The sequence below is a fragment of the uncultured Eudoraea sp. genome, from assembly GCF_947490415.1.
In the GTDB taxonomy this organism is placed as follows: Bacteria; Bacteroidota; Bacteroidia; order Flavobacteriales; family Flavobacteriaceae; genus Eudoraea.
In genome coordinates this window covers 356002-381849 of the sequence record NZ_CANLGX010000003.1, presented here as the reverse complement: position 1 = coordinate 381849, position 25848 = coordinate 356002, and the positions used below count along the sequence as shown (strand labels likewise).

Below are 25848 nucleotides of genomic sequence, written 5' to 3'. Positions count from 1 at the left end.
ATTGTGGATCACTATGATATTATTATAATAGGTGGTGGATTAGCAGGACTGACAGCTGCAATTCATTTAGGGAATGAGTCCTATAAGGTACTACTATTGGAACGTTACCCTTATCCACATCACAAAGTATGCGGCGAATATGTATCTAATGAAATAAAACCTTATTTGGCAAATTTGGGAGTTGCACTTCCCAAAACAGTTTCAATTGATACACTGCAATTGTCAACGCGAACAGGCAAAAGGCTGGAAACAAAATTACCCCTGGGAGGTTTTGGAATAAGCAGATATACTTTTGACCATACCCTTTATAAAAAAGCAATTTCTTCAGGAGTCTCTGTTAAATTTGAAACTGTAAAAAATGTCATTTTTTCAAAAGATACCTTTAGTGTGTTTACAGAAAAGGGAAATAGTTATTCAGCTTCAGTAACTTTAGGAGCTTATGGCAAACGATCCGGATTGGATAAACAATTGAATCGAAAATTTATAGGTAAAAAAGCGCCCTGGATTGGGGTAAAGGCACATTATGCATTTCCTGAATTCCCGGATAACCTGGTAGCCTTGCATAATTTTGAGGGGGGATATGGAGGATTATCTAAAACAGAATCCGGAGCAGTGAATTTTTGTTATCTGGCCTCATACAAAAGCTTTCAGGTCGAAAAAAACATCGATAATTTTAATTCAAAGGTGGTAGCAAAGAACAAATTCCTAAATCAGTTCCTGGAGCAGGCACAGCCTCTTTTTGACGAGCCAATGAGTATTGCACAAGTATCATTTGACCGCAAACAGCTTGTTGAGCAACATATTTTAATGTGTGGGGATACTGCGGGTTTAATTCATCCGCTCTGTGGAAATGGAATGGCAATGGCAATTCACAGTGCCAAAATTGCATCAGAAAGGATTGATAATTATTTTAAGAATGCAGAATATGGACGCAGTGAGATGGAATCAGATTACAAAAAAGAATGGACGAATTCTTTTAAGCGGCGATTACAAACAGGAAGGATTTTACAATCCGTTTTATTGAGTCCTCGGGCGTCTAACCTGCTTATGGGAACTATAACTAAATCACCCCGACTTATCAGATCACTTATTAAAAGCACTCATGGAAAACCAATATCACTATGATGGGTATGCGATATAGAAACACGGAATCCGAATTAATGGACGACCCAAATGTGGCTATTGATACACTGCGGCAGGTATTTAAGGATATCAATAAAAGTAATCGCTTTTTGGGAGGCAATGCAATAACCCTTGGCAAAGTATGTAAGCTGATAAAAGAATTTCCCATGCAGCAATATACCATAGTAGATATGGGCTGCGGCGATGGGGAAACGCTTAGAGAGCTGGCGATCTATTTTAGGAAAACTAATGTAGATGTTGTGTTAATAGGTTTGGATCTGAGCGAAAATGCCTTATCTATTGGACGGACATTATCAGTTGATTTTCCTGAGATTACATTCTTAAAACAGGACATTTTAACCTTGAGGCCAATGGATCTAAATTGCGACATCCTTCTGTGTACACTCACAATGCATCATTTTAGCAATGAACAAATTCCATTATTCCTATCCCAATTCACAAAATTGGCAAAAATTGGCGTAATTATTAACGACTTACAAAGAAGTGCTCTTGCATATTATCTTTTTAAAGGGTTTAGTGCTATTTTTATAAAAACAAAAATTGCGAAACACGATGGTCTCATCTCTATTAAAAGTGGATTTAAGAAACAAGACTTAATATCTTTTTCAGAAGATTTACCTCATGCAACTCATACTATTAATTGGAAATGGGCTTTTAGATATGTATGGGTGATGCAGACCGCGCAACTAAGCCAATCATATGAATAGTGTACGAATAGCAACCGTGGCTAAAGAATTGCCGCCATACTGCAGAGAAACTAAAGATATCTTGCCTTTTGTTGAGCTGTGGCTCAGCGGACAGGAAGAAAGGTTTAGAAGAAAGGTGATAAAGATATTTGAGGGCGCGGCAGTAGATAGACGCTATGGCATTATGAATATTGAAGAAGTGTTTACAGCCACCAGCCTGGAAGCCAAAAACGACATTTATGTAAGAGAGGTAAAAAAATTGGGAACAGCTGTGCTGAAAAAAGCTCTTTTTGAAAGTAGCTGGAGTCCGGATTCTCTGGATTATATAATAACAGTAAGCTGTACGGGCATAATGATTCCTTCTTTGGATGCATATATTGTAAATGATCTTCAATTAAGACAAGATATCATCAGGTTACCAGTTACTGAAATGGGTTGTGCAGCCGGTGTTTCAGGACTTATTTATGCTGCTAACTTTTTAAGGGCAAATCCTGGGAAGCGGGCTGCGGTAATAGCTGTAGAAAGCCCTACCGCAACATTCCAACTAACGGATTACTCTATGGCAAATATGGTTAGTGCCGCTATCTTTGGTGATGGTGCAGCCTGTGTCTTACTAACTTCTGAAGAAGAGGCGTCAGGACCACGGATCGTTGCGGAAGAAATGTATCATTTTAGAAATGCCACACATCTGATGGGGTTTGACCTCACTAATACCGGGCTTAAAATGATCCTGGATCCATCTGTTCCCGAAACCATTGCAGAGCACTTTCCTGATATTGTGCATCCGTTTTTGGAAAAGAACGGAACTTCTATTGAGCATGTAGATCATTTAATCTTTCATCCCGGTGGAAAGAAGATTGTCCAAACCGTTGAAGATTTGTTTGGAAAATTAGGAAAAAACATAGATGATACACGCGAAACCTTGCGGTTATATGGCAATATGAGCAGCGCTACGGTGCTTTATGTTCTGGAACGATTTCTGTCAAAAGAAATAGGCAGAGGTGAACAGGGATTGATCTTAAGCTTTGGCCCCGGATTTTCCGCACAGCGTATTTTGCTGGAGTGGTAGATATAGAAAACAATGAAAGTGGAAGAAGTAAAAACAAATAATTGGGCGTTAATCCTTGGAGGAAGTAAAGGTCTTGGTCTTGCTACAGCCAGAAAGCTTGCAAGGAGTGGGTATAATATCCTGGTGGTCCACCGGGATCGAAATCTGGATATACCGGGCATAGAAAGCACTTTTAAAGAAATTAGTTCAGCTGGGATACTGTTTAAAAATTTTAATAAAGACGCTATTCAACCGGTAAGCAGAAAGGAATTAATACAGGAAATTCAGGACTTTATTCCTGAAGGTCACAAGATCAAAGTATTGGTTCACAGTATTGCAAAGGGCAACTTAAAACCAATGTATGCTCTAAATGAACAGGAACTAAGTAGCCAGGATTTTCAGATCACCATAAATGCAATGGCAATTAGTCTATATGACTGGACACAGGGGCTTATAAGAGCAGGTCTTTTTGCTGATGATTCACGGATCATTGCTTTTACAAGTGAAGGCTCTACAAAAGCCATGACTAATTATGGAGCGGTTGGAGCGGCAAAAGCTGCCCTGGAGGCTATTGCGAGAAATATGGCCCTGGAATTTGCTGTTCTCGGATTAAAAACCAATTGCATACAGGCAGGGGTAACGGATACCGAATCACTGAGGCGGATTCCGGGGAGTCGAAACCTTATAGAGCAGGCTATTTCACGGAATCCGAATGCGCGTCTTACCACGCCAGAAGATGTAGCTGATGTGGTCTACCTTTTATGTACAGAAGAGGCCAAATGGATTAATGGAACTGTAATTAAAGTAGATGGAGGTGAAAGTTTAAGATAAATTATGGATGTTATTAAGATCATAGAAAAGCTGCCATATGCCAAACCGTTTCTATTTGTGGACAACTTATCTCATATTGATAGTAGTGGCGCTGCAGGTAGTTTTTGTTTTCAAAAGGATCTTGATTTTTACGAAGGTCATTTTAAACAACTTCCTGTAACCCCCGGTGTTATACTTACCGAATGTTGTGCCCAAATTGGATTGGTTTGTCTGGGTATTTTTTTACTTTCGGAAACCCTGGAAACTAAAACAAATGACCTGGCTGTGGCCTTCAGCAGTTCTCAAATGGAATTTTATCTCCCGGTATATCCCGGAGAAACGGTATATGTAAGTTCGGAAAAGCTTTATTTCAGATTCAATAAATTGAAGTGTAAGGTAAAGATGCATAATGCAGCCAGGGAGTTGGTGTGCAAAGGTGAATTGGCCGGAATGATTAAATATTCAACTCATGGCGCATAGGGTAGTGGTAACGGGTTTAGGTATTTGTGCCCCTAATGGAGTTGGACTTAAGGACTTTACCAAAAGCCTGCAGGAGGGCAGTAGCGGAATAAGTTTTCAACAAGAATTAAAAGACCTGAATTTTGGGTGTCAAGTTGCTGGAAAACCAGAACTTACATCAGAATATATAAATAAATACTTCACTCCTTTACAACTTAAGGGTTTAAATGCAAGTGGTTTGGTTTATGGTGTGATAGCAGGCACAGATGCGTGGACTGATGCGGGTTTAAGTAAGGCTGAGGAAGATGAACCTGATTGGGACAGTGGAGTTATTTTTGGAACTGGTATTTTAGGGGTGGATAAATTTAGAGAATCAATTCATCTGGTAGACGCAGGAGATACACGGAGGTTGGGAAGTACTTCAGTAATACAAACCATGGCAAGCGGCATAAGCGCCTATCTGGGGGGTATACTGGGCTCGGGCAACCAGGTAACTACAAATTCGTCGGCGTGCACAACAGGGACAGAGGGTGTGATTATGGCTTATGACCGGATACGATCAGGAAAAGCAAAACGAATATTAACCGGAAGTTGCAGCGACAGCGGTCCATATGTCTGGGGAGGTTTTGATGCTATGCGCATTCTCCCGCGAAAGTTTAATAATACGCCATCTACCGCCAGCAGACCTTTAAGTGCTACAGCCTCTGGTTTTGTTCCCGGGAGTGGGGCAGGGGCATTGGTTTTAGAATCATTACAGAGTGCCAAAGAAAGAGGCGCAAAAATATATGCAGAGGTTTTGGGTGGGGCTATCAACAGTGGAGGCCAAAGAGGTGGGGGTAGTATGACGGCTCCTAATAGCTCATCTGTTCAGAGGTGTATAAAAATGGCCCTGAAGAATTCTGGAATAGAAAGTAAAGATATTGAAGCCATAAACGGTCATTTAACGGCTACCGGGAAAGACCCTGTTGAAGTACTTAACTGGAGCCTGGCTCTGGAACGATCAGGACTCGATTTCCCATATATTAATTCTTTTAAAGGAATTATGGGTCATGGCCTTGCCGCGGCGGGAAGCATGGAATGTGTAGCAGCAGTGTTGCAATTTAAAGAAGGACAAATTTTTGGAAATGTAAACAGCGAAGACTTGCATCCCGAAATAGAAAAACTAGTTGATAAATCCCGTATCCCAGTAAAAACCATAAGTTTTAGGTCAAAAACAATCGCAAAAGCTAGTTTTGGCTTTGGAGATGTAAATGCTTGTGTTATTTTTAGGACATTAAAGAATTAAAAAACACTATGAAAGAAGAAAATTATTATCAACAATTGAAAGGTATTGTTAAACCCTATTTGCCAGAGGATGTGACAGTTGATGATATATCACCTGACAGTCATTTTATAAATGAACTCAATATAAATTCAGCCAACCTGGTAGATATTGTTCTGGATGTCGAAGATGCTTTTGAAATCACTCTTGAAAATGATGATATGGATCAAATGCAGACAGTGAATGATGCCATGGCAATTATCGATAAAAAACGAAGATCAAAATAACTATGAGTTCTTTTTATTCCTGGGCGCTTAACAATTTAAAGGTAGACAGGAGGCTTATACTTACATATTGCACCGTTTATTTTGCTTGGGGAATGTTGATGAACTGGTTTGGCAATGAGATGGAAATTGCAAGGTTTACTTACTGGTGGCAGGTGATAAGTTGCTATGTTTTATACATGGTTCCAATCTCATTGTTATTGCGAAAACTCCCTTTTCACATGCAATATGCATACGGACTAATTGCAATGGGTCTTTTAGAATTTGGTGGCTATTTCTTTAAAACTTCTTATGCGTTTCCTGATAACATGCTGGATCAAATAGTTGGGATTCGAAATTTTACCCTGGGGATGGCGCTTTTCTTCGCATTTTATTTTCCTCTGGGAAACTGGGTCGTAGGTAAAACATATGAAGTGATTTTTAAGGCAAAAGAATAGATTTAAGGACTTTTTTAGTGATTTAATGTCTTCTGAACTGAGGAATATTAACCAAGTTCAAGTATTAGGTTAATTTCTACCTTATTCTCTTGACGCCCCTTTTTTATATTGATATTAAAATCAGAACTAAAAAGGGTAGAAGTTCCTCTAAGTGTCTTGCCCTCTTTCTGAAAATACCAGGTTATTGATTTAGATATCCCTTTTATGGTTATAGTTCCAATAACCTCCAGACCATTTTCATTGGACGTAACTTCCGTACTTTTAAAAGTAATCGTTGGATATGTTTCTTCATCAAAATATTTACTGCTTTTTAAATGCCAGTCACGTAAAAAATTACCTGTTTTTAAAGTGCTGATAGCAACGGATCCCTCAAATACTGAACTCGTGAGCTCCTCCGGAATAATTTTAGATGAAGACTGAAACCCTTCAATAGTACCATCAACATCTTTGGAAACAAAGACAAATTCAACTCGTGCTGAGGTAACAGATTGTTGTGCATTCAAAACCTGCAGCGTCAACAACAAGAAGATCAGCAATTTTGAATAGTATTTCATAGGATAACTTAAATTTTGTCTTTTACCAAAGATAAATAAATCTTCAAAACGATTAATTGCCTAATTACATCGATTCTAGGACTATAAACAGGGGTGTTTTCTATTACATTTCATTAAAAATCAGTACTTTGTATGAGAGAACATTTGTAATGAAATTCACTTCTACATCGCATTTAAGTAAATATGGGCTAGTGGTCTTTTTATTCACTATGACTACTCTTGGGTACTGTCAGGTAGAAAATAAAAACAGTGATAAGAACGAACTTACAGTTGAAAAGAGAACGGTACTGGAGCGGTTTGATTCAGATCTTGTGATTTCTCCTGAACAACGAATGAAACTAAAAATGGAGCGGATTGCAACAATTCAAAAAAGGCAGGAGATTATAGACACGTTAAATATCTCTGAAAGACAGCGACGCAGGTTGCTAAAAGAACTTTATCGCTCGCCTTTTTCGGATCAATGGGACAAGGTTATAGCCGACCTTGAGTTTGAGGAAGAAACGCATTAGTTTCTATGGTTATGAAGAATTCCAATGAAAAATATTCCTTACCGGAAGTGCAGGTTTAAGCCAGAATTAAACCAAATTTGCCTTTTAAATTCTTCAATATTTTTTTTCTCCACCAAGAGCTGACCTTGGTGCTAAAAAAGTTAAGTCTTATAAATAATAGTTAAAATTCCATTTTGTGATTTTATGTTGATCATTTTTGTCAAAATTTTCGTACCTTAATTGCACAAATTAATTAAACGCATACCCCCAAAATCACACTATTATGACTGCAACAGGATCCATTTCAAGTGTTCCCATTAATTCCAGCAGCAATAATGCCTTATTGCGTCTGGAACGCAACAACCAAAGACTTCTATCGCTAGAGGAAAAATTAAGATCGTATGTCTGTGAACCTAAAACCCGCAGTCTTTACGATCGATTGGAATCAATAAAACAAAGTCTTGCAAACTTAAAAAATTCAAACCTTGAAATTATCAAGGCGTTGAAAAATCATACGCTGTTTTTTGATGATGCAAAAGATCGCATCAGGGAGCAATTCGATTCCTATCAAGCTCTGGAGTTAAAAGTTTTGGAATATATTGGCATGGCCAAACTGCACTGCTAAAGGCCACCATTAGCTATCTTCAATAACCTCTTCCTTTTTGGGAATTAACAAAGAAGCTACAACACCACCTATAAGAGAGGATATAATTACTGTAAGGGAAACCCATTCGCGGACACTAACATAATGAGAAGAAACCATTTTGAGCCCTACAAAGGCTAATATTACGACAAGGCTATAATGTATATATCGAAAATTAGTCAACATCCTGGAAACTAGAAAATACATAGATCGCAAACCTAATATTGCAAGGATATTAGAACTAAATACAATAAACGGATTAGCCGTTATTGCAAGAATGGCGGGAATACTGTCTAAAGCAAACATTACATCCGTCAATTCAATTACAATGAGCGCCACAAACAAAGGAGTAGCTACCGTTAACCCCATCTTCTTTATAAAAAAATTGTGACCACTAATAACTGTGGTGATAGGATAAATTTTCTTAATCTGTTTAAAAACGAAAGATTCCTTAGGATTGAAATCGGAATTTCCGGTGCGTAACATCTTATAAGCCGTGTAAAGAAGGAAAACACCAAACACATAAATTATCCATTCAAACTCGTTTATGAGTACAACTCCAAAGAGTATCATTAAGGCTCTAAAAACAATGGCACCTAAAATTCCCCAAAACAATACCCGGTGCTGATAAATTGTTGGAATGCCAAAAGCTGAAAAAATAACAGCTATTACAAATACATTATCAATGCTTAAGGAGAGTTCAATTAAATATCCTGTGATATACTTTAAAACCGCATCTCCAGGGGTTAAATCAGTGGGATTATCAATAATGCCTTTTGAGAAAAGCCAGTAGATAACCGCACTAAAACTCATAGCTACAGCAAACCATATTGCTGTCCAGATGGCAGCCTCTTTAGATCGTATTATATGATCTTTCTTGTTGAATATACCCAGATCAAGTGCGAGAAATATACAAACAAGAAAAATAAAGGCACCCCAGATTAACATGCATATAGCGATTAGGCCGCTAATATAAGAATCGTTTTTATAATTTTTGGAATGGTATTTGGATAATGTAAATTATATTAACTTCCCATATAATTCAGCGAATTATAATTCTTAACTTGGGAAACAAAATCACTATCATGAAAGACGTATTTAGAAACTTAATTAAAGGCTTGCCAATTATTCTTGCCCTGATGATTATTCATACCACCAATGCGCAATTTGTACCAAAAAATGACTTGGAAAAACAAGCTGCTAAACTGGTACAAGCTTATCAGGCAGACGTGGGGATGACTGTGGAACAGGCATCGGCAGTTTATGAAAAAATTGCTGAGATTTTAGCAAAAGAAAATGCAGTAAGAAATAGTTCTGAGAGTGCTGAAGAAAAGAAAAAGAGTCTTATGGAATTGTCCAAAGAGGAAACAGAACACATAGGGACTATTTTAGATTCGAAGCAGTTCAAGGAATATAAGAAAATGAAGAAAACATTACAGCCCATAGATGTTTAATCTGCTTTTTAAAGCATATTGATTTACTTATCACTTCGTTTTTCTAATGGACATATCTGATTTTAAAGTGCCGTTAAATTTTCGTTAATTCCGGCTTCATGACTTCATGCTTTTTAAAAATTCGATATTTTTAGGTAAACTGTATAGACATGAAAACAATAAAATGGGGCCTTGCCCTTTCTGGAATTATTCTAATATTCATTGCAGCCAATACAAAAAACACCTCAAAATTTACTGCAAATTTCTCCATGGGCAATCCGGAAATAGCCTCTATGGATAAATTGACTTTTGGACCGGAAGGTATACTTTTTATTGGTGATACTAAAAACGCAGCCATATATGCAATAAACACCTTGGATTTCCAAAAGAAGGCCGAAGCGGAAGAAGTAAATATTAAGGCATTTGATCAAAAAATTGCATCAACTTTAGGTGCAACGACAGATCAAATTCAAATTAATGATATGGCCGTAAATCCGATATCAAAAAGTATCTATTTTTCGGTGAATGTTACCGATGGGACTCCCGTCCTACTTAAATTAAATGGCCAGGAATTGGAACATATTTCCCTTCAAGAGGTAAGTTATGATAAAATTGCGCTTGAGGATGCAATAGCTGTAAATGCAGAAGATAAAAGAGGCCGCCCTTTGCGCGTTTGGGCTATCTCTGATCTTAAATACCACAATGGTAAAGTTCTGGTTTCCGGATTGAGCAATAAGGAATTTGGTTCAACCTTCCGTAGCATTACTTTTCCGTTTGATGATAAGCAGGACTATGCATCTCTGGAAATCTGGCATGCAGCCCACGGGCAGTATGAAACTCATGCACCAATTAAAACCTTTGATATTATAGAATTGGACAAAACAGACTATTTGATGGCTAGTTATACGTGTACGCCTCTGGTACTGTTCCCATTAAATGAGCTTAAGGCAGGCGTTCATGCTAAAGGTAGAACCGTGGCAGAACTTGGAGCCGGGAATTCTCCTCTGGATATGATTTCCTATGAGAAAGAAGGAAAGAAGTATTTCCTTATGTCTAATAGTAACAGACCGGTTATGCGCATTAAATATGATGAAATTGCAAGTTTTAAAGAATCATTGACAGAGCCGGTGGAAGAATTTGCCGCGACCGAAGGTGTCGTTTATGATAATCTGCCTTTTCCATATGTATTGCAGATGGATAATCTTGATGACAAAAATGTAATCTATTTGCAAAGGACATCAGACGGGGATTTGGTTTTAAGAAGCAGAACGACTAAATGGATGTAACTGCCGGCCAAAATAATTACAAAAAGATCAAGCTGTTCTTGATCTTTTTTTATGTTTTACTGTTTCTGTCCTGTACTCAGCAAGATGTAGTCAAAAGTGTAAGTCTCCAATACAGCGGTGACAAAGCGATTTCGGTTTCCTTTGAAACGGGGAATACACAGGATTTAAAAATTTTTGTCAGGGGGGAAGCCAAAACGTCGGTTTTGGGTGAAATAAAGAGTTTGGGGCATAAACATAGTTTTACCCCCATAGTTCCATTTGGTGCTGGCCAGTCTTATGAGATAAGAAAAGGAGAGAAGAATTTGGCTTTATTTAAAGTAAAAAATCAATCGAAACTTGATCCTCCTCAACTTATTAATATTTTTCCATCAAAGGATACAGTGCCGGAGAATCTTTTGAAATTGTATCTCATTTTTTCATCACCAATGCAGGAAGTGGGAAATGCTTTAGACTTTATAAGAGTCTATAACGAAACGGAGCAGCGAGAAGATGAGCTTTTTCTGAAACTAGAAAAGGACTTGTGGAACAACGATCACACAAGACTTACCCTATGGTTAGATCCCGGACGCATTAAAACCGGTCTGATACCCAATAAATTAAAAGGCCTGCCTCTTAAGCAAGGAAATAGCTATACCCTTACTGTTTCCGACAAATGGAAATCTGCAAGAGGAATAGCATTACCTAAAAATTATACAAAGAGAATTGTTGCAGGCAAAAGAGATGACAATATGCCAAATATACTTACCTGGGAGCTATCAAGCCCAAGGGCAAATACAAAGGATGCTCTGCGTATAAATTTCGGTGAAAGCATGGATGCCGTTCTTGCCAGAGAGTCCCTGCGAATTCTATTTCAGGGAGAATTTTCTGTAGGAGGCAATTATAGATTAGATGAACAAGAGGAAGTCATATTATTTACTCCTGTAAATACCTGGAAAAAAGGAACATATGACATTATATCTGAATCTAAAATAGAAGATCTTTCCGGTAACAACATGAACCATCTTTTTGATACAAATACAGCAGATTTAAAAAATTCTTTTCTGTCGGAAACACACTACAAAAGATCTTTTATTGTACAATGATTATTTCCTTTTGGATGGCGTTAATATTGCAGATTTTTATTTACTTTCGGGGCTACAAAATTATATTTTTATGATGATTAGCAAAAGGATTACTCTTACATTTATTTTAAGCCTCGGACTTGTATTTAATGCTCTGGCGCAGGAAGCAAAGGTAGATCCCTATCAGGGGTTAGACTTTAGAAGTATAGGCCCGGCTTTTACCTCAGGGCGGATAGCGGATGTAGCTATTCATCCTAAAAACGAGAATGTTTGGTATGTCGCCATTGGTTCAGGCGGGGTTTGGAAAACGGTCAATTCAGGGACTACCTGGAAACCAATTTTTGATAAGGAAACCACCTATTCCATAGGTTGCGTTACTATCGATCAATCTACTCCCAGTACTATTTGGGTAGGATCTGGTGAAAATGTAGGAGGCCGTCATGTAGGCTTTGGTGATGGAATATACGTAAGCCATGACGATGGCAAGACCTGGAAAAATATGGGTCTTCAGAAATCAGAACATATTTCTAAAATCCTGATTCATCCGGAAGATTCAAATATTATATGGGTGGCTGCACAGGGACCCCTTTGGAGTAAAGGTGGCGAAAGAGGTGTTTATAAATCCACCGATGGCGGATCTACATGGAATAAAACCCTTGGAAATGAGGAGTGGACAGGTGCCACTGATCTGCTCATTGATCCAACAAACCCCAATGTGCTCTACGCCGCAACCTGGGACAGGCACAGAACAGTAGCTGCTTATATGGGTGGTGGCCCTGGTTCCGGTATTCATAAAAGTACTGATGGGGGAGAGACCTGGGAAAAATTAACTACAGGGATCCCAAAAGTAAAATTGGGCAAGATTGGCCTGGCCATGAACCCTTATGACCCTAACATGATTTATGCCGCCATTGAATTGGAACGGCTTACAGGGGGTGTTTTTGTTTCCACAAACGGCGGTAAATCCTGGAGCAAGAAATCCAATACGGTATCCGGAGGCACCGGGCCACATTATTATCAGGAATTATATGCTTCACCGCATAAGGAAGGCAGATTATACCTGATGAACAACTATGTGAAAATATCCGACGATCATGGCAAAACGTTCGTAAATATGAACGAAGAAGGGAAGCACGTGGATAGCCACGCTATGGCTTTTAAAGCTTCTGATCCTAATTATGTGCTTTTTGGTACAGATGGGGGTTTATATGAGAGTTTTGACCTTACAAAGACATGGAAATTTATTTCAAACCTTCCGGTAACCCAATACTATAAAGTTGCCGTAGATGATAGCGAACCATTTTACAATATTTATGGGGGCACACAGGACAATGGATCTCACGGCGGCCCTTCCAGAACCAGAAATGAGGCTGGGATCTTAAATTCCGATTGGTGGATTACCCTGGGGGCCGATGGTCACCAATCTGCCACTGAACCCGGGAATCCTAAAATCACCTATGGGGAATTTCAACAAGGTGTTCTATGGCGTATAGACCAAACTACTGGTGAGACGGTTTTTATTCAGCCACAACCTGCTTTGGGAGAACCTGCGGAACGTTTTAACTGGGATGCGCCTATTTTGGTAAGTCCACACAAACCAACTCGTATTTATTTTGCGTCTCAACGCGTTTGGAAATCTGAAAACCGGGGCGATGAATGGCAGGCTATTTCAAAAGATCTGACGCGCAATCAGGAGCGGTTGGCATTGCCAATCATGGGCGGACAGCAAAGCTGGGACAACGCCTGGGATGTAAATGCTATGTCCAATTATAATACAATTACCTCATTGGCTGAATCTCCAAAAGAGGAGGGCCTGCTTTACGCGGGTACTGATGATGGTATCATACAGGTTTCTGAAGATGGAGGTGCTAATTGGCGAAAAGTGGAATTAAGTGTTATAAAAGGGATTCCTGCAACTCCGTTTGTAAATGATGTTAGAGCAGATCTTTTTGATGCAAACATCGTCTATGCAGCCTTAGACAATCATAAAAACGGAGATTTTAAGCCCTACTTATTAAAAAGTGCTGATAAGGGCCGCACATGGAGTTTAATGAACGGAAATCTTCCGAAACGCTTGCTTACCTGGCGCTTGGTACAAGATCATATTAAGAAAGATCTACTTTTTGCTGCTACAGAAAATGGCGTGTACTTCACGGCTAACGGGGGCGGAAACTGGAGCCAGTTAAAAGGAGGTTTGCCTACCATCGCTATGCGAGATATCACTATCCAAAGAAGGGAAAACGATTTGGTTGCTGCGTCTTTTGGTCGAGGCTTTTATATACTGGATGATATTTCTCCATTGCGGGAATTTAACACGGCTATAAAAAATGAAGAAGCAACCCTTTTTGATGTAAAACCAGCCTATTGGTACGTGCCCAAATCCGCGCGTTACGCACAGGGCAGTAATCAGTATGCGGCGAAAAATCCTGAATTCGGAGCCATTTTTACGTATTACTTAAAAGATTCAATTCCTTCCCTGGAATCTGCTCGAAAATTAGCAGAAAAGGGTAAATCCTCTATCCCGTTTCCTGGCTGGGAAGCTTTGGAAGCTGAAAAACGACAAGAGCAACCTGCATTTTATCTAACCGTTAAAAATAGTAAGGGGCAGGTAGTTAAAATGGTAAAGGGGACCAATAAAAAGGGATTCAACCGCGTGAATTGGGCTTTGGATATTGCAGATAGAAGTGGGGAGGACCTTAAGCCACCAAAGTCTATGGAGGATGATTATAACCGAAGTGTTATGGTTACTCCAGGGGATTATTCAGTTAGTTTATCCAAAGTGGTTGATGGACAAATGGTTCAGTTAGGTAGCACAAAAAACTTTAAAGTAGTGCCGCTGACAGAAGGGGCTCTAAAAGGGGCTTCGTATGAAGAGATAGACGCATTCCGGGTTTCATATCAGGCTTTTCAACAAGATCTGAAGGCAACAAAGACAGTATTAAAAGAAAGTGAATTAAAAATTGACGCTATGCAGCGTGCTTTACAAAAAGCGACATCTGCTTCATCTGAGCTGGTTCAAAAATTGCATGCAGCAAGAACGATGCTTCAGGAGATGGATTCAAAAGTCAATGGAAATCCTGCTAAGAATGAAGTTGGGGAAAGAAATGAACCAAACCCTAATTCAGGAAATTCTATTGGCAGGCGAGCTCTGTCTACAAGCACTTACGGACCTACTGCCAACCACAAAGCGGCATTTGGGGTAGCTCAGTCAGAATTAAAGGCGATTAAAACAAAGCTAAACGGATTTGTAAAATCACAATTTCCATCGCTTGAATCTGAATTAAAAGCAGCAGGAGCCCCCTGGATAGAAGGACAAGGATTGATTGAGAATTAGATAAACTATAATGCCAAATATGCCCGCACATAATTTTATGCTGCGGGTTTTTTTGTGATTAATTTATAAACTACAAAACTGTTCATTTTTTAATGAGGTATTGCTGGAGATCAGGACATTGGATGGTTAAAAAGGACTTTGAACGCCCCTTTTTGCGAGGAAAAAATAAGCTAAAACTCCGAATGAGATCAGCCCACAAACCAAAAATCCAATAAACATTGGAAGAACACTGTCTATCACAAATTGACCAATATAAGCACTAATGACCACGCCCATTATGGTGGCTATAAAGCCTGTAATGGCCGCTCCTATGCCTGCAATATGTCCAACTGGTTCCATGGCAAGGGAACGCAGGTTGCCGAAAAGGAAGCCAATAGCGAAGAACTGTAAGGCAAAAAAGGTGAGCAGGATCCCAAATGGGGGGTTCCCTGTACTGGCAAACAAAACAATATAGAGTAAAGAGATTAGTACAAAAGCTGCCATGGCAACAGTTACCAGTCTCAGCATCCCATAACGCAATACCAGGGTACCGTTAAGCAGTGTGGCAGTGCCAATAGTAATGGCCAGGGCTGCAAAAATGTAAGGGAAGGCTTCTTTCAGATCGTATTGTTCCTGGAAAATCTGTTGAGAGGTACTTAAATAAACCAAAAAAGAACCTGTAATAAATCCCCAGATAATTGTAAATAACATGGTTTGTCTGTAATTGAGCAATTCTCTATAGCCATTAATAAAAACGTTGGCCCGGAAGGAAGTCCTTTTGTGCGGAACAAGTGTTTCTGGCTGTCTTTTCCAGAACCAGACAGAGACCAGGATACCAAATAACACCTGTACATGAAAAATGGCCTCCCACCCATAGAAATCAAGTATCCATTTCCCCATAGCCGGTGCAATAATAGGGACCAGGATAAATACTACGGTAACAAAAGACATTACCCTGGCCATATAATCCCCGCTATATTTGTCGCGTATCATAGCGATGCTAATGGTGCGTGGTGCAGACAATGAAATACCCTGAAGTATGCGCCCTATGATCATTAGTTCGAAATTTGGCGCAAAAACGCAAAGAAGGCTGGCAAAAATAAAAAGTCCAAACCCCATATAAACAACTGGTTTACGGCCAATACTATCTGATACAGGTCCAAATAACAAGGGTCCTACGCCCAGACCTAAAAAGAAAAATAGAATTAGAAACTGGTTTTGAGAAGGATTTGTAACGCCCACTGCAATTCCAATAATATCAAGGGCCGGTAAGATGGCGTCTAAAGCCAGGGCAGCAATAGACATGAGGGCGGCCATAAGGGCCACGAATTCTAGTTGGGATTGCTCTTTTTTTACCATCGGGCAAAAGTACATTAATCCCAAGAAAAAATTGTATAAGGGAGAAAGGAACTAAAGGAGTTATATTTTAGAATGGAATCTAGAACACCTCAAAAACATAGCCCAGCAGCCAATATAGTATAAGAAATACAACCACAGTTCCAATACAACCACATCGTCCACCTCCTATTTTTTTTGCGCCAACGGCGGCAATAATGGCACGTACCAGGTTTTTCATATAGTTCAACGTTTAAGAAATATAAGATACGAAAATAGTCCGTTATAGTTCAAGATACCTCAAAACCTCATAAACAATAAATGCAGGCCATAAGAGGGCTTTAATAAACCCAATTACTCCGGCCCAGAAGCTTGTTGCCATTTGAATATAGTAAACGGCTGCCCCTATAAGGCCCAATCCGTACACCGCGTTGGAGGCATGAGAGGTTTGAGAAATGTTTTTGGTAGTCATAATTATATTAGTTTAGAGTCCAAAATTCCCTTTTACTAAGCAGATCGCCTATGACTTTTGTCAACTTCCTCTCTAATTAATATCTTGGCAGCACTAAGATGTATAAATCTGAATATGTTGTACATTTAAGAAGAGATATTCTGTATCACTATGAAGATTAGGGTTTTAGGTATTCCCCGGGATTTTAGTTTGACACGCATAGAGATGGATGCAATTTGTACCAATGGGTATAAAGGGAATCGGACCACTTTTGATAATGAAATTTATACCTTCGGCGTAAAACTGGTAAAGGATGTGGAACACCTATAACACAATTTAAGAACAATAACAACCTGTTTCTCTTATTAGAGAAAGAATTTGTCTGTCTGGATGCGTGTCCGAAGGAGCAGACGGACAACTATGCTAGTCCTAAAGTATTACTTTAAATAGATGATTAAAAATAATTATAAAAGAAATGTTTGCGTCAGAGGACCCGATGCATTTTCAGAGATCAAAGTAACCGATCCCAAGTCTTATGCTGCCGGCAGGGAAGGAATTGCTGCTGCCATGAAACACAGCTTTAAAGAAATGGGGGTTGTGCGTGCAATGACAACCTTATTGCATATGAATCAGAAAGAAGGATTTGATTGCCCCAGTTGTGCCTGGCCAGATCCTGAAAAACCATCCAAAATATGGGAGTACTGCGAAAATGGTGCAAAAGCCCTGGCAGATGAAGCTACTACGTCACATATTGGTGCCAAATACTTTGAGGAACATTCCGTTGAAGAATTGTCGCTGCGATCCGATTACGAACTAAACGCTTTAGGCAGACTAACGGAACCCCTGGTTTTAAAAGAAGGAAGTATCCATTATACGACTATCACATGGGAAGATGCCTTTACTCTTATTGCCGATGAGCTCCATAATTTAAATAGCCCTGACGAGGCTATTTTTTATACCTCGGGACGCTCCAGTAACGAGGCAGCCTTTTTATACGGGCTTTTTGCAAGGGCCTTTGGGACTAATAATTTGCCGGACTGTTCCAATATGTGCCACGAATCAAGCGGGGTAGCCCTTTCTGAAACCCTGGGAATAGGTAAGGGGTCTGTAAAGCTCGAAGATCTGTACGGGGCGGAAGTGATTATAGTTGCCGGACAAAACCCTGGGACCAATCATCCCAGAATGCTCTCCGCACTTGAAAAATGCAAGGAAAATGGGGGTAGTATCATCTGCATAAACCCCCTTGAAGAAGCCGGGCTTATGAATTTTAAAAACCCGCAAAGCCTAAAGGGTCTATTGGGTTCAGGAGAACAAATTGCGGATTTGCACCTGGCAGTTAATATCAATCAGGACATTCCCTTACTAAAATTGATTCTTAAAAAGCTGGCCGCACTGGACAAGACAGGGGACAATGTCTTTGACCACGACTTTATAAATAAGTACACAGCCGGGGCGGAAGCCTTATTGACAAACCTGGATAATTATACCGATGAAGAACTTCTGGAGTTAAGCGGTGTAACTATGGAAAGCGTCGATGCCGCAGTAAAATTACTCGCTAATAAACAGAAAATTATTATTTGCTGGGCCATGGGGCTGACACAGCATAAGAACGGAGTGGAAACTATAAGGGAATATGTAAACCTCTTATTGCTAAAAGGAGCCATCGGTAAACCCTTTAGTGGCACGTGCCCTGTAAGGGGGCACTCAAATGTTCAGGGCGATCGCAGTGTGGGTATCATGCACTATGTTGATAAAGCCTTTAATGAGCGAATTGAAACCCATTTGGGATTTAAACCGCCTGAAATGGAGGGTGTAGATGTGGTAGGGGCAATGAAGGCTATGCATGAAGGAAATGCAAAGGTTTTTATGGCTCTTGGAGGGAATTTTTTAATGGCTGCCTCAGATACAGATTATACTGCCGAAGCCCTTCAAAAATGCCGGCTTACAGTGCAGGTTAGCACAAAATTTAACCGTAGCCACCTGGTTACCGGAAAAACAGCCCTGATTTTACCCACTTACGGCCGTTCTGAAAAGGAAAACATGAGTGATGATCGTTTTGTAACTGTGGAAAACAGTATGGGACGGGTAAGAAGATCAAAGGGGGTACTGAAGCCGACCTCGGAACATTTAAAAAGCGAACCGGAACTAATTGCAAGTTTGGCAGATACATACTTTAAAGGGAAACATGTAGTAGACTGGAAGGCCCTAGGAAGCGATTACAGCAGAATCAGGGAAATGATAGACAAAGTGGCCAAGGGTTTTAAAAACACAGAATTAAGAGCCAAAGGAGTAGGTTATTATTTGCCAAATAATGTGAGGGAACTCGATTTTAGCAAATTACCTGGCGGAAAAGCACAAATTACTATTAACAGGCTCCCGGAGCATAATCTGGAAGCTGATGAGTATATGCTGATGACTATAAGGTCACACGACCAGTTTAACACTACTATATATGGTATGGACGACAGATACCGGGGAGTATATAATGAGAGAAGAATAGTCTTTATGAACCCTGGGGATATGGCGAAAAATAGTTTGGAGAAATTAGATGTTGTAAATCTAAGTAGTACTTATGATTCTACTACCAGGACTGCCCATAACTTTAAGGTTTTGCCTTATAAAATCCCGAAAGGTAATCTAGCGGCTTATTTTCCAGAGACCAATGTGCTGGTGCCTTATAATCACTTTGCGGATAGAAGTCAAACTCCAATTAGCAAGTCGATTAGAGTTCGTATTCTAAAGTAAAAACACACCTAATTTGGCAGGTTAAAACGATAACGAAGAACAGCTTTAAAAACAAAACCATCCTCAAAATCGGTATTGAGTATGGTTCTATTATCCCCGAAGTAAATAGACGATATAGAAAGGTATACCTTATCGCTTTCCTCGTAGATTCTATAGTTTCTAAAGAATGTATAACCTGTTTTAAAACGTATATTTAGAGAAGGGCTTAACTCGTATTCAAAATAGAAATAAAGTTCATTGGTGTTTTTATTCACATAGGTATTTGGGAAGCTAGGATTGGATATGGCATAGGAGGTGCCAATGCCATCAAAATTAGCTCCTACATTAGTTCTTCTCCCCAGGGTATAATTAAGATCGGCTAAGAGTGGAAGAAGGATATTGGCTTCTAATCTATCATTAGGACTTTTGTAGTAAACCCCTAGTATAGGAACAATTAAGGGGCCAAATTCTTCGCTGTTGTAGAAGAGGCCGTAGGAGTATTTAAGCTTGTTTGTTTTCTTCTGACTTAACAGAGCCAGAATACCCAATTGAAAGCCGCGTCTAAAACCACTGGAGAAATCTGTGGCCATTTTAGGAAAAAACAGATAGGTAGCGCTCCATTTTTTATTGTAAGTCTGATTTAATCCTATTTTGGCGCCCACTGCGTAAAGCCTGGATATTTCAGGAAGAGAAGGGTCTAAGAATAGGTCGGTTCGGTTTGCAAAACCACCAACTAAAATAGCATTCGTACTGTCAAGTACTATAGGGACATCTACTTGAAAACCAAACTCTTGAATAGTGGTTGTCCCTGTATTTTCCTGATTAAAAGCATTTTGAGGGGTGGTACTAATAAAAAACTTGCCAATATCTATATAATCCTGGGCATATGAAAAGGCACAGCAGACCATAATAATTAAGGTAGTCCGGTTTTTGATTGAGAAGTGAAGGTTATTGAACATCAAGATACCTATAAATCTTGTAATATCTTGGGCAAGGGTACCTTAAACAAAGAGAACAACTTAAAAAGAAGCCTTTTGTCTGGCCAAATGAATGTTATAGAGGAGTTTTTTGTACTTTGAGCTAGAACACATTATGGGAACATGAAAAAATTAATTAGAACGGCTTTTTTTATGGGTATTCTGTTGTTGGCAAAGACCAGCTATGCGCAATATACACCGCAAAAAGAGGCGAAATTACAAGTAGAAGCGGAAGAAGGCCCCATGCTGTTTAAATTTGAACCGGATTATCTGGCTGCTGTGGAAACTCGCCGGAGCGAAATACTTTTGATGAGGGCGATGATTGATTCTCTGGACATATCAGAAGGTAAGCGCCAAAAATTAATTCGTGATCTTTATAAGAATAATAGTTCCAAAAAACTCAATAAAATTTTGTTGGCAAACAACAAGTTTGAAGAGTAACTTCATTGGATTGCCTGTTGAAATATATTCTTTTCCAATTGTATATTATTTTAGTTAATTTCGGATCAAATAATTGAAATTTATGGGGCTAAAAGTATCCGTATTTACAGCAATATTAAGCCTTCTCATAAGTTGTAAAAATGGCGTTAAGGTAGAGGTCACCAGTGCTAAAAAAGTCGATAATACTGAAAAAATTACCGAAGCTGCAAGCCAATTTGAAGATCTGGAAGGAAATCCAATTGCAATTGCAGATTATAAAGGAAAAAGAGTACTCCTTAATTATTGGGCTACCTGGTGCAGGCCTTGTATAGAGGAGATGCCGTCCATGCTTCGGTCCCAGGCTATTTTAGAAAAGGAAAATTATATCTTTTTATTGGCTTCAGACCAGACTTTAGAAGACATTATAGCCTTTAAGGAGAAACGGGGTTTTGATTTTAAGTATATAAAATACAACGGCTCCTGGGCCGAGCAACAAATTAGCAGCCTCCCAACTACTTATATTTATAACGAAGAAGGGGAGAAGGTAGAAAAAATTGTTGGGGGAGTGACCTGGGATTCCCCGGAAGTGATTAAAAAATTAAAAGATACTCATTAAATGAAAAGCTACACCTTTTGCGGGCTGTCCGTTTTAATAGTATTCCTGACATCCTGTGCTGAACCTCAGAAAAAGGAGATAAACATAGTGAATAATATAGTTTCACCAGCCGGGGAAAATAGTTCACTGCCTAATTTATTTTCCAATAAGGGGAAGACACTCATGTCCTGGGTAGAACATCAAGGGGATACGCTGGCTAGTTTGCGTTATGCAGAATTGAAAGATGGAGAGTGGCAGGCTTCCCACGAAATCCTGCAGGGTGCTGATTGGTTTGTGAATTGGGCTGATTTTCCGATGATAACCGAAAATGGGGGTAACCTTTTGTCTCATGTACTCAAGAAGTCCTCTGAGGGCACTTATTCCTATGATGTAAAACTGAATGTGCTTCCCAAAGGTTCCGAAAACTGGTTGACCGATTTGCCCTTGCATACAGATGGTACTCCCACCGAGCATGGATTTGTGTCGGCGGTGCCTTATAAGGACGGTTCTTTTTTCGTTACCTGGTTAGATGGCCGTAATACCGAAGAAAATCAGGACGGGATCCGCGGCGCCATGACGGTAAGGGCTGCGGAAATTTCAGCACAGGGGGAGGTCAGCAGGGATACGGTGCTGGATGCACGAACCTGCGATTGCTGTCAAACCACCGCTGCTATCACTTCCAACGGACCCGTAGTGATTTATAGGGACCGCTCTGAAGAAGAAATCAGAGATATGAGTATTGTAAGACAGGTCGCAGGTGAATGGACGGCGCCAAAGACGATTTATAGTGATATTTGGCTTATAAAAGGATGTCCTGTAAATGGTCCTAAAGCCTCAAGTATTGGAAATAGCCTGGCAGTAGCCTGGTTTACAGCTGCAGGAGATCTGCCTAAAGTAAATCTAGTGTTCTCGAATGATGGGGGCGAACATTTTGACCCCCCGATTCGTGTAGATGAGGCCGATGCTCTTGGGAGGGTGGATGTATTATTGCTGGATGCTGATACAGCAATAGTAAGTTGGATGGAATCTAAAGATAGCAGAGCACAACTAAAGGCAATCAAAATTACCAGGTCCGGAAAAAAATCTGACTACAAAATAATTGCAGAATTGGATGGGTCGCGTAAAACCGGATTTCCTCAAATGGAATTGGTAGGTGATAGGGTTTATTTTGCCTGGACCGATGTTGCTAAAGGTTCTAGTACTATAAAAACCGCTTATCTTCCAGTAGTGCAATTCTAAAGAGACTTACTACTTGGGCAGCACTGAATATATAGGCCGGAATATCAACTTATCTTATCTTTAACGAGACCAATTTAAACCCATCAATGGATCTTAAAAAGGCTGTTTATTTTATGCTGTTGAGCACCCTGGCCTTTACGGTCATGAATGGCCTTTTAAAATTCCTTACTTCTTACAGTGCCTATCAGATGGTTTTTTTTAGGTCGCTCGGTTCTCTTGTCTTTACTTTCGGATTCCTGCTAAGCAGGGGTATCCCGGTGTTAGGGACCCATCGTAAATTATTGGTATTAAGAGGTTTAGTTGGTTCTACTTCTATGGTTTTATTTTTTATGGCACTTCATTATATACCTTTGGGTTCTGCTGTTGGGCTGCGTTATATTGCGCCTATTTTTGCAGCGATTTTTGCTATTTTGTTGCTCAGGGAAGTTGTGAAGCCCATACAGTGGTTATTTTTTGTGATCTCTTTTATAGGGGTATTGGTTTTAAAGGGTATGGACGGGAGTATTCCACTTAATGGTATGGTTTTGGTACTCGTATCTTCAGTTTTTAGTGGTTTGGTCTATATCATTATTCGACGGATTGGCAGCAGGGAGCATCCGGTGGTTATTGTGAACTATTTTATGTGTATCGCTGCAATCATAGGAGGTACAGGAGCCATTTTTGATTGGAAAACTCCTGTGGGAATCGATTGGCTTTTATTGCTGAGCCTTGGTGTTTTTGGGTATTTTGGCCAGCTGTTCATGACCAAAGCATTTCAAATGGGTGAAACAAATTTAATTGCGCCTTTAAAATATTTGGAAGTGTTTTTTGCGGTAATCGTTGGGGTGGTTTTTTTGGGTGAAGAATATTTTGTCTGGAGTTTTGTTGGTATGGGAATGATTATAGCAGGTTTGTTGCTTAACCTTTGGTATAAACAGAGATTACTGAAGAAATGAAATTTTTGATAGGAGGGAGGATAAAAAAGTTTATCATAAATTTAATAATATCATATGATTATTTTAATTATCTTACTGATTATTAGGTGTTTGTAATTTAAAAATATGAAAAAAAGGATAGTGCTGTTATGTTTAATAGGGACTTTATGGAGCTGTGGAAGTACGAAAGACTCCGCAAATGCAGGTTTAAAAAACGAGGTACTTGATAATCTGGTAGCGCAAAAATCGTTTCTTATTGAATCTGAATGGGCCCAACCAATGAACACGAATTCGATGAACAGCGTTGCAAGTAGTGGGCTGTTGCTTCCGGGCAATTCAGGGAGTAATATTAGTTTAATTGGAAATCCAAATTATCTGAAAGTAGAAGGAGATACTATTTCGGCGTATTTGCCATTTTTTGGGGAGCGGCAACTTACAGGAGGTTTTAGCGATAGAAATGCCATTGAATTTAAAGGGATTCCTGATAAACTCAAGATATCAAAGAATTCAAAGAAAAACACTTATACGTTGCTTTTCAGTATTAAAGAGCGAACAGAGGTGTACCAGGTGACAATAACGCTATTTAATAACCTGACCAGCCATATTCATATTAATAGTTCACAACGCAATTTTATTCGATATGTCGGAAAAGTCTCGGAACTTCCTAAAGAAGATTTTAGCCCGGAGGGTTTGTAGTAATATAACATCTTCTAATAGCAACTCATGTGTTTCCTGGCCTGGAAAAAGTTTTGAGTAATAAGATAGTTGCTCATAAAATAAAACCCTGACTTTACATACAGCCAGGGTTTTATTTTATGTTTTATATAGGAATATTTAATTTGCGTTGATACCAATATCTACCACAGCAATTATTTCGTCGTTTGAAGGACTATTCTGGATGCTAACATGGCCGTCCAGATTTAATAACTTATCAAAATCAATTGGGGTGCCATCATCAAGCTGTGTTACAACAGTAGTACTTACGGCACAGGTGCAAGGTTCTAAGGTAATGGCAATAGGGCCACCTTCAGCCGCACTATTAAAGTTTACATATGCTGGATGCTCATCGGTATTTGTATTGACCAGCTCAATTAAAATGGTAGTATTATCATTACTATCTCTGGTAAAGGTTGCTTTACCGGTAATTCCTGAATTATTTACGGCAATCAAATTATAGTCGATTTGGTCGACGATTATTTCATTTACGCCTGTGGGTTCAATATCGTCACCGCTGCAACTAGAGAGTAGGGCCATAACAAATAATATCAATAGAAAAGGGGCATTTTTCATTTTGAATTAATTTTGAGGGTTATTTTCTTACACAAAGTTAAGAAACATTGCTAAAACTTAATAAAATAAGATAAACTATTCGTCGAGATAGGCCTATACGTCGCTAACTGGTGTTTCAGATGTATAAGAACCAAATAAATGTCTTCTTAAGATGACCTAAGTATTTTATAACCAATGAAATAGTTCCTTTACCTTAGATGCTTAACCCTGATTTGCTGATATAAGGAATATACATAAAGTAACAAACCCTGACTTTTAACAAGTCAGGGTTTGCTTATATTTTCTTGGGTAGGGGTTTACTTAATTTGCGTTAATACCAATATCCGCAATTGCAACAACTAAATCTGGATTAGCAGGACTATCCTGGATACTTACATGTCCATCCAAATTTAAAAGCTTATCAAAATCAATTGGGGTACCATCATCTAGCTGTGTTACCACAGTAGTACTCACGGCACAAGTACAGGGCTCTAAGGTAATAGCTATAGGACCACCTTCAGCTGCACTATTAAAGCGGAGGTAGGATGGGTGTTCTTCTGTATTGGTATTGTCAAGCTGAATAAGTATCGTCGTATTGTCATTGCTATCTCTGGTAAGAGTAGCTGTCCCGGTAATACCTGAGCCATTCGCGGAAGTCAAATTATACGCAAGTTCATCTACAATTATTTCATTTACTCCTGTGGGTTCTATGTTATCGTCTTTACTACAGCTTGAAAATATTGCCAGAGCAATGAACAACAAAAAATAAGTGGCTTTTTTCATTTTCTTTATTTTGATGGTTATTTTCTTAGCTCAAATCTAGATAAAGCAATTTGCACCTTTGACCAAACTGCTGTTTTTTTCGGTGTAACGTATAAATAAATCGTTTAAGTTGATTTATTCAGTGTGTAAGAGGATTCTGAGGGAAAACATAAATACTAAATTTATACCTGTAAGTATTTATAAGGAATTTAAGTCTGGAACAGGAGAGTTGTAAAAACTCTATTTGACATAATAT

The 25848-nt window shown here is 39.2% G+C and carries 29 protein-coding genes; 21 read left to right on the top strand and 8 right to left on the bottom strand.

What is annotated here, in order from left to right:
* Positions 1–3 precede the first annotated feature (3 nt).
* Genes Q0874_RS09985 through Q0874_RS09950 form a run of 8 tightly spaced genes read left to right on the top strand, consistent with a single transcriptional unit; the run spans position 4 to position 6128 of the window.
* The gene (locus Q0874_RS09985) at positions 4–1125 is read left to right on the top strand and encodes an NAD(P)/FAD-dependent oxidoreductase (protein WP_299162547.1); all 1122 of its coding nucleotides are present in this window, start codon (positions 4–6) and stop codon (positions 1123–1125) included.
* Positions 1122–1850: a methyltransferase domain-containing protein gene (locus Q0874_RS09980; RefSeq protein WP_299162545.1), complete on the top strand. Its 729-nt coding sequence runs from the start codon at positions 1122–1124 to the stop codon at positions 1848–1850. The genes Q0874_RS09985 and Q0874_RS09980 overlap by 4 nt, the downstream gene beginning before the upstream one ends.
* Complete coding sequence (locus Q0874_RS09975) at positions 1843–2898, top strand: type III polyketide synthase (RefSeq protein WP_299162543.1); 1056 nt, start codon at positions 1843–1845, stop codon at positions 2896–2898. Before Q0874_RS09980 ends, Q0874_RS09975 begins: the two co-directional genes overlap by 8 nt.
* Before the next feature lie 12 nt (positions 2899–2910).
* A complete protein-coding gene (locus Q0874_RS09970; protein WP_299162542.1) occupies positions 2911–3708 on the top strand; it encodes an SDR family oxidoreductase in 798 nt (265 codons plus the stop codon).
* 3 nt (positions 3709–3711) lie between these two features.
* On the top strand, positions 3712–4167 hold the full coding sequence (locus Q0874_RS09965; protein ID WP_299162540.1) for a hydroxymyristoyl-ACP dehydratase: 456 nt from the start codon (positions 3712–3714) through the stop codon (positions 4165–4167).
* Positions 4157–5431: a beta-ketoacyl synthase gene (locus Q0874_RS09960; RefSeq protein ID WP_299162537.1), complete on the top strand. Its 1275-nt coding sequence runs from the start codon at positions 4157–4159 to the stop codon at positions 5429–5431. Before Q0874_RS09965 ends, Q0874_RS09960 begins: the two co-directional genes overlap by 11 nt.
* 8 nt (positions 5432–5439) lie before the next feature.
* Positions 5440–5694, top strand: a complete 255-nt coding sequence (locus Q0874_RS09955) for an acyl carrier protein (protein WP_299162535.1) — start codon at positions 5440–5442, stop codon at positions 5692–5694.
* Between the two features lie 2 nt (positions 5695–5696).
* On the top strand, positions 5697–6128 hold the full coding sequence (locus Q0874_RS09950) for a hypothetical protein (protein WP_299162533.1): 432 nt from the start codon (positions 5697–5699) through the stop codon (positions 6126–6128).
* Between the two features lie 47 nt (positions 6129–6175).
* On the opposite strand, the gene Q0874_RS09945 is transcribed toward Q0874_RS09950, so the two are convergent.
* Positions 6176–6682, bottom strand: coding sequence for a YceI family protein (locus Q0874_RS09945; RefSeq protein WP_299162531.1), 507 nt, complete (start codon positions 6680–6682; stop codon positions 6176–6178).
* Between the two features lie 128 nt (positions 6683–6810).
* Between Q0874_RS09945 and Q0874_RS09940 the strand changes: the two genes are divergently transcribed.
* Entirely contained in the window at positions 6811–7191 is a 381-nt protein-coding gene (locus tag Q0874_RS09940) for a hypothetical protein (RefSeq protein WP_299162528.1), read from the top strand.
* A 262-nt stretch (positions 7192–7453) separates the two neighbouring features.
* The gene (locus tag Q0874_RS09935; protein ID WP_299162526.1) at positions 7454–7795 is read left to right on the top strand and encodes a hypothetical protein; all 342 of its coding nucleotides are present in this window, start codon (positions 7454–7456) and stop codon (positions 7793–7795) included.
* A gap of 9 nt (positions 7796–7804) precedes the next feature.
* On the opposite strand, the gene Q0874_RS09930 is transcribed toward Q0874_RS09935, so the two are convergent.
* Positions 7805–8761: a TerC family protein gene (locus Q0874_RS09930; RefSeq protein WP_299162524.1), complete on the bottom strand. Its 957-nt coding sequence runs from the start codon at positions 8759–8761 to the stop codon at positions 7805–7807.
* Between the two features lie 137 nt (positions 8762–8898).
* On the opposite strand from Q0874_RS09930, the gene Q0874_RS09925 reads away from it, so the two are divergent.
* The 4 genes from Q0874_RS09925 (at position 8899) to Q0874_RS09910 (ending at position 14927) form a co-directional block, all read left to right on the top strand.
* Positions 8899–9267: a hypothetical protein gene (locus tag Q0874_RS09925; RefSeq protein ID WP_299162522.1), complete on the top strand. Its 369-nt coding sequence runs from the start codon at positions 8899–8901 to the stop codon at positions 9265–9267.
* A 149-nt stretch (positions 9268–9416) separates the two neighbouring features.
* Positions 9417–10532, top strand: coding sequence for a hypothetical protein (locus Q0874_RS09920; RefSeq protein ID WP_299162520.1), 1116 nt, complete (start codon positions 9417–9419; stop codon positions 10530–10532).
* The gene (locus Q0874_RS09915; RefSeq protein ID WP_299162517.1) at positions 10523–11614 is read left to right on the top strand and encodes a hypothetical protein; all 1092 of its coding nucleotides are present in this window, start codon (positions 10523–10525) and stop codon (positions 11612–11614) included. The genes Q0874_RS09920 and Q0874_RS09915 overlap by 10 nt, the downstream gene beginning before the upstream one ends.
* 70 nt (positions 11615–11684) lie before the next feature.
* The gene (locus tag Q0874_RS09910; protein WP_299162515.1) at positions 11685–14927 is read left to right on the top strand and encodes a sialidase family protein; all 3243 of its coding nucleotides are present in this window, start codon (positions 11685–11687) and stop codon (positions 14925–14927) included.
* Between the two features lie 126 nt (positions 14928–15053).
* Here Q0874_RS09910 and Q0874_RS09905 read toward each other — a convergent pair whose 3' ends face one another.
* From Q0874_RS09905 to Q0874_RS09895, 3 genes are all read right to left on the bottom strand, one after another.
* Positions 15054–16265 (bottom strand): multidrug effflux MFS transporter, encoded by a 1212-nt coding sequence (locus tag Q0874_RS09905; RefSeq protein WP_299162512.1) that lies wholly within the window; start codon positions 16263–16265, stop codon positions 15054–15056.
* Positions 16266–16344: 79 nt separating this feature from the next.
* A complete protein-coding gene (locus Q0874_RS09900; RefSeq protein WP_299162509.1) occupies positions 16345–16482 on the bottom strand; it encodes a hypothetical protein in 138 nt (45 codons plus the stop codon).
* 42 nt (positions 16483–16524) lie between these two features.
* Positions 16525–16713, bottom strand: coding sequence for a hypothetical protein (locus Q0874_RS09895; RefSeq protein ID WP_299162507.1), 189 nt, complete (start codon positions 16711–16713; stop codon positions 16525–16527).
* Between the two features lie 150 nt (positions 16714–16863).
* Here Q0874_RS09895 and Q0874_RS09890 point away from each other — a divergent pair, with 150 nt between their 5' ends.
* Both Q0874_RS09890 and Q0874_RS09885 read left to right on the top strand, forming a co-directional pair.
* On the top strand, positions 16864–17022 hold the full coding sequence (locus Q0874_RS09890) for a hypothetical protein (RefSeq protein WP_299162505.1): 159 nt from the start codon (positions 16864–16866) through the stop codon (positions 17020–17022).
* Between the two features lie 120 nt (positions 17023–17142).
* Positions 17143–19437 (top strand): FdhF/YdeP family oxidoreductase, encoded by a 2295-nt coding sequence (locus tag Q0874_RS09885; RefSeq protein WP_299162503.1) that lies wholly within the window; start codon positions 17143–17145, stop codon positions 19435–19437.
* A gap of 8 nt (positions 19438–19445) precedes the next feature.
* On the opposite strand, the gene Q0874_RS09880 is transcribed toward Q0874_RS09885, so the two are convergent.
* On the bottom strand, positions 19446–20375 hold the full coding sequence (locus Q0874_RS09880; RefSeq protein ID WP_299162501.1) for a DUF6268 family outer membrane beta-barrel protein: 930 nt from the start codon (positions 20373–20375) through the stop codon (positions 19446–19448).
* Positions 20376–20516: 141 nt separating this feature from the next.
* Between Q0874_RS09880 and Q0874_RS09875 the strand changes: the two genes are divergently transcribed.
* The 5 genes from Q0874_RS09875 (at position 20517) to Q0874_RS09855 (ending at position 24257) form a co-directional block, all read left to right on the top strand.
* A complete protein-coding gene (locus Q0874_RS09875) occupies positions 20517–20834 on the top strand; it encodes a hypothetical protein (protein ID WP_299162499.1) in 318 nt (105 codons plus the stop codon).
* 82 nt (positions 20835–20916) lie between these two features.
* Entirely contained in the window at positions 20917–21429 is a 513-nt protein-coding gene (locus Q0874_RS09870) for a TlpA disulfide reductase family protein (protein WP_299162497.1), read from the top strand.
* On the top strand, positions 21430–22647 hold the full coding sequence (locus Q0874_RS09865; RefSeq protein ID WP_299162494.1) for a hypothetical protein: 1218 nt from the start codon (positions 21430–21432) through the stop codon (positions 22645–22647). It begins immediately after the preceding gene.
* An 86-nt stretch (positions 22648–22733) separates the two neighbouring features.
* Positions 22734–23582: a DMT family transporter gene (locus tag Q0874_RS09860; protein WP_299162492.1), complete on the top strand. Its 849-nt coding sequence runs from the start codon at positions 22734–22736 to the stop codon at positions 23580–23582.
* Between the two features lie 105 nt (positions 23583–23687).
* Complete coding sequence (locus Q0874_RS09855) at positions 23688–24257, top strand: DUF4251 domain-containing protein (protein WP_299162490.1); 570 nt, start codon at positions 23688–23690, stop codon at positions 24255–24257.
* 138 nt (positions 24258–24395) lie between these two features.
* On the opposite strand, the gene Q0874_RS09850 is transcribed toward Q0874_RS09855, so the two are convergent.
* Positions 24396–24851, bottom strand: coding sequence for a hypothetical protein (locus Q0874_RS09850; protein WP_299162487.1), 456 nt, complete (start codon positions 24849–24851; stop codon positions 24396–24398).
* A 300-nt stretch (positions 24852–25151) separates the two neighbouring features.
* Positions 25152–25613 (bottom strand): hypothetical protein, encoded by a 462-nt coding sequence (locus Q0874_RS09845; RefSeq protein ID WP_299162485.1) that lies wholly within the window; start codon positions 25611–25613, stop codon positions 25152–25154.
* Positions 25614–25848 lie beyond the last annotated feature (235 nt).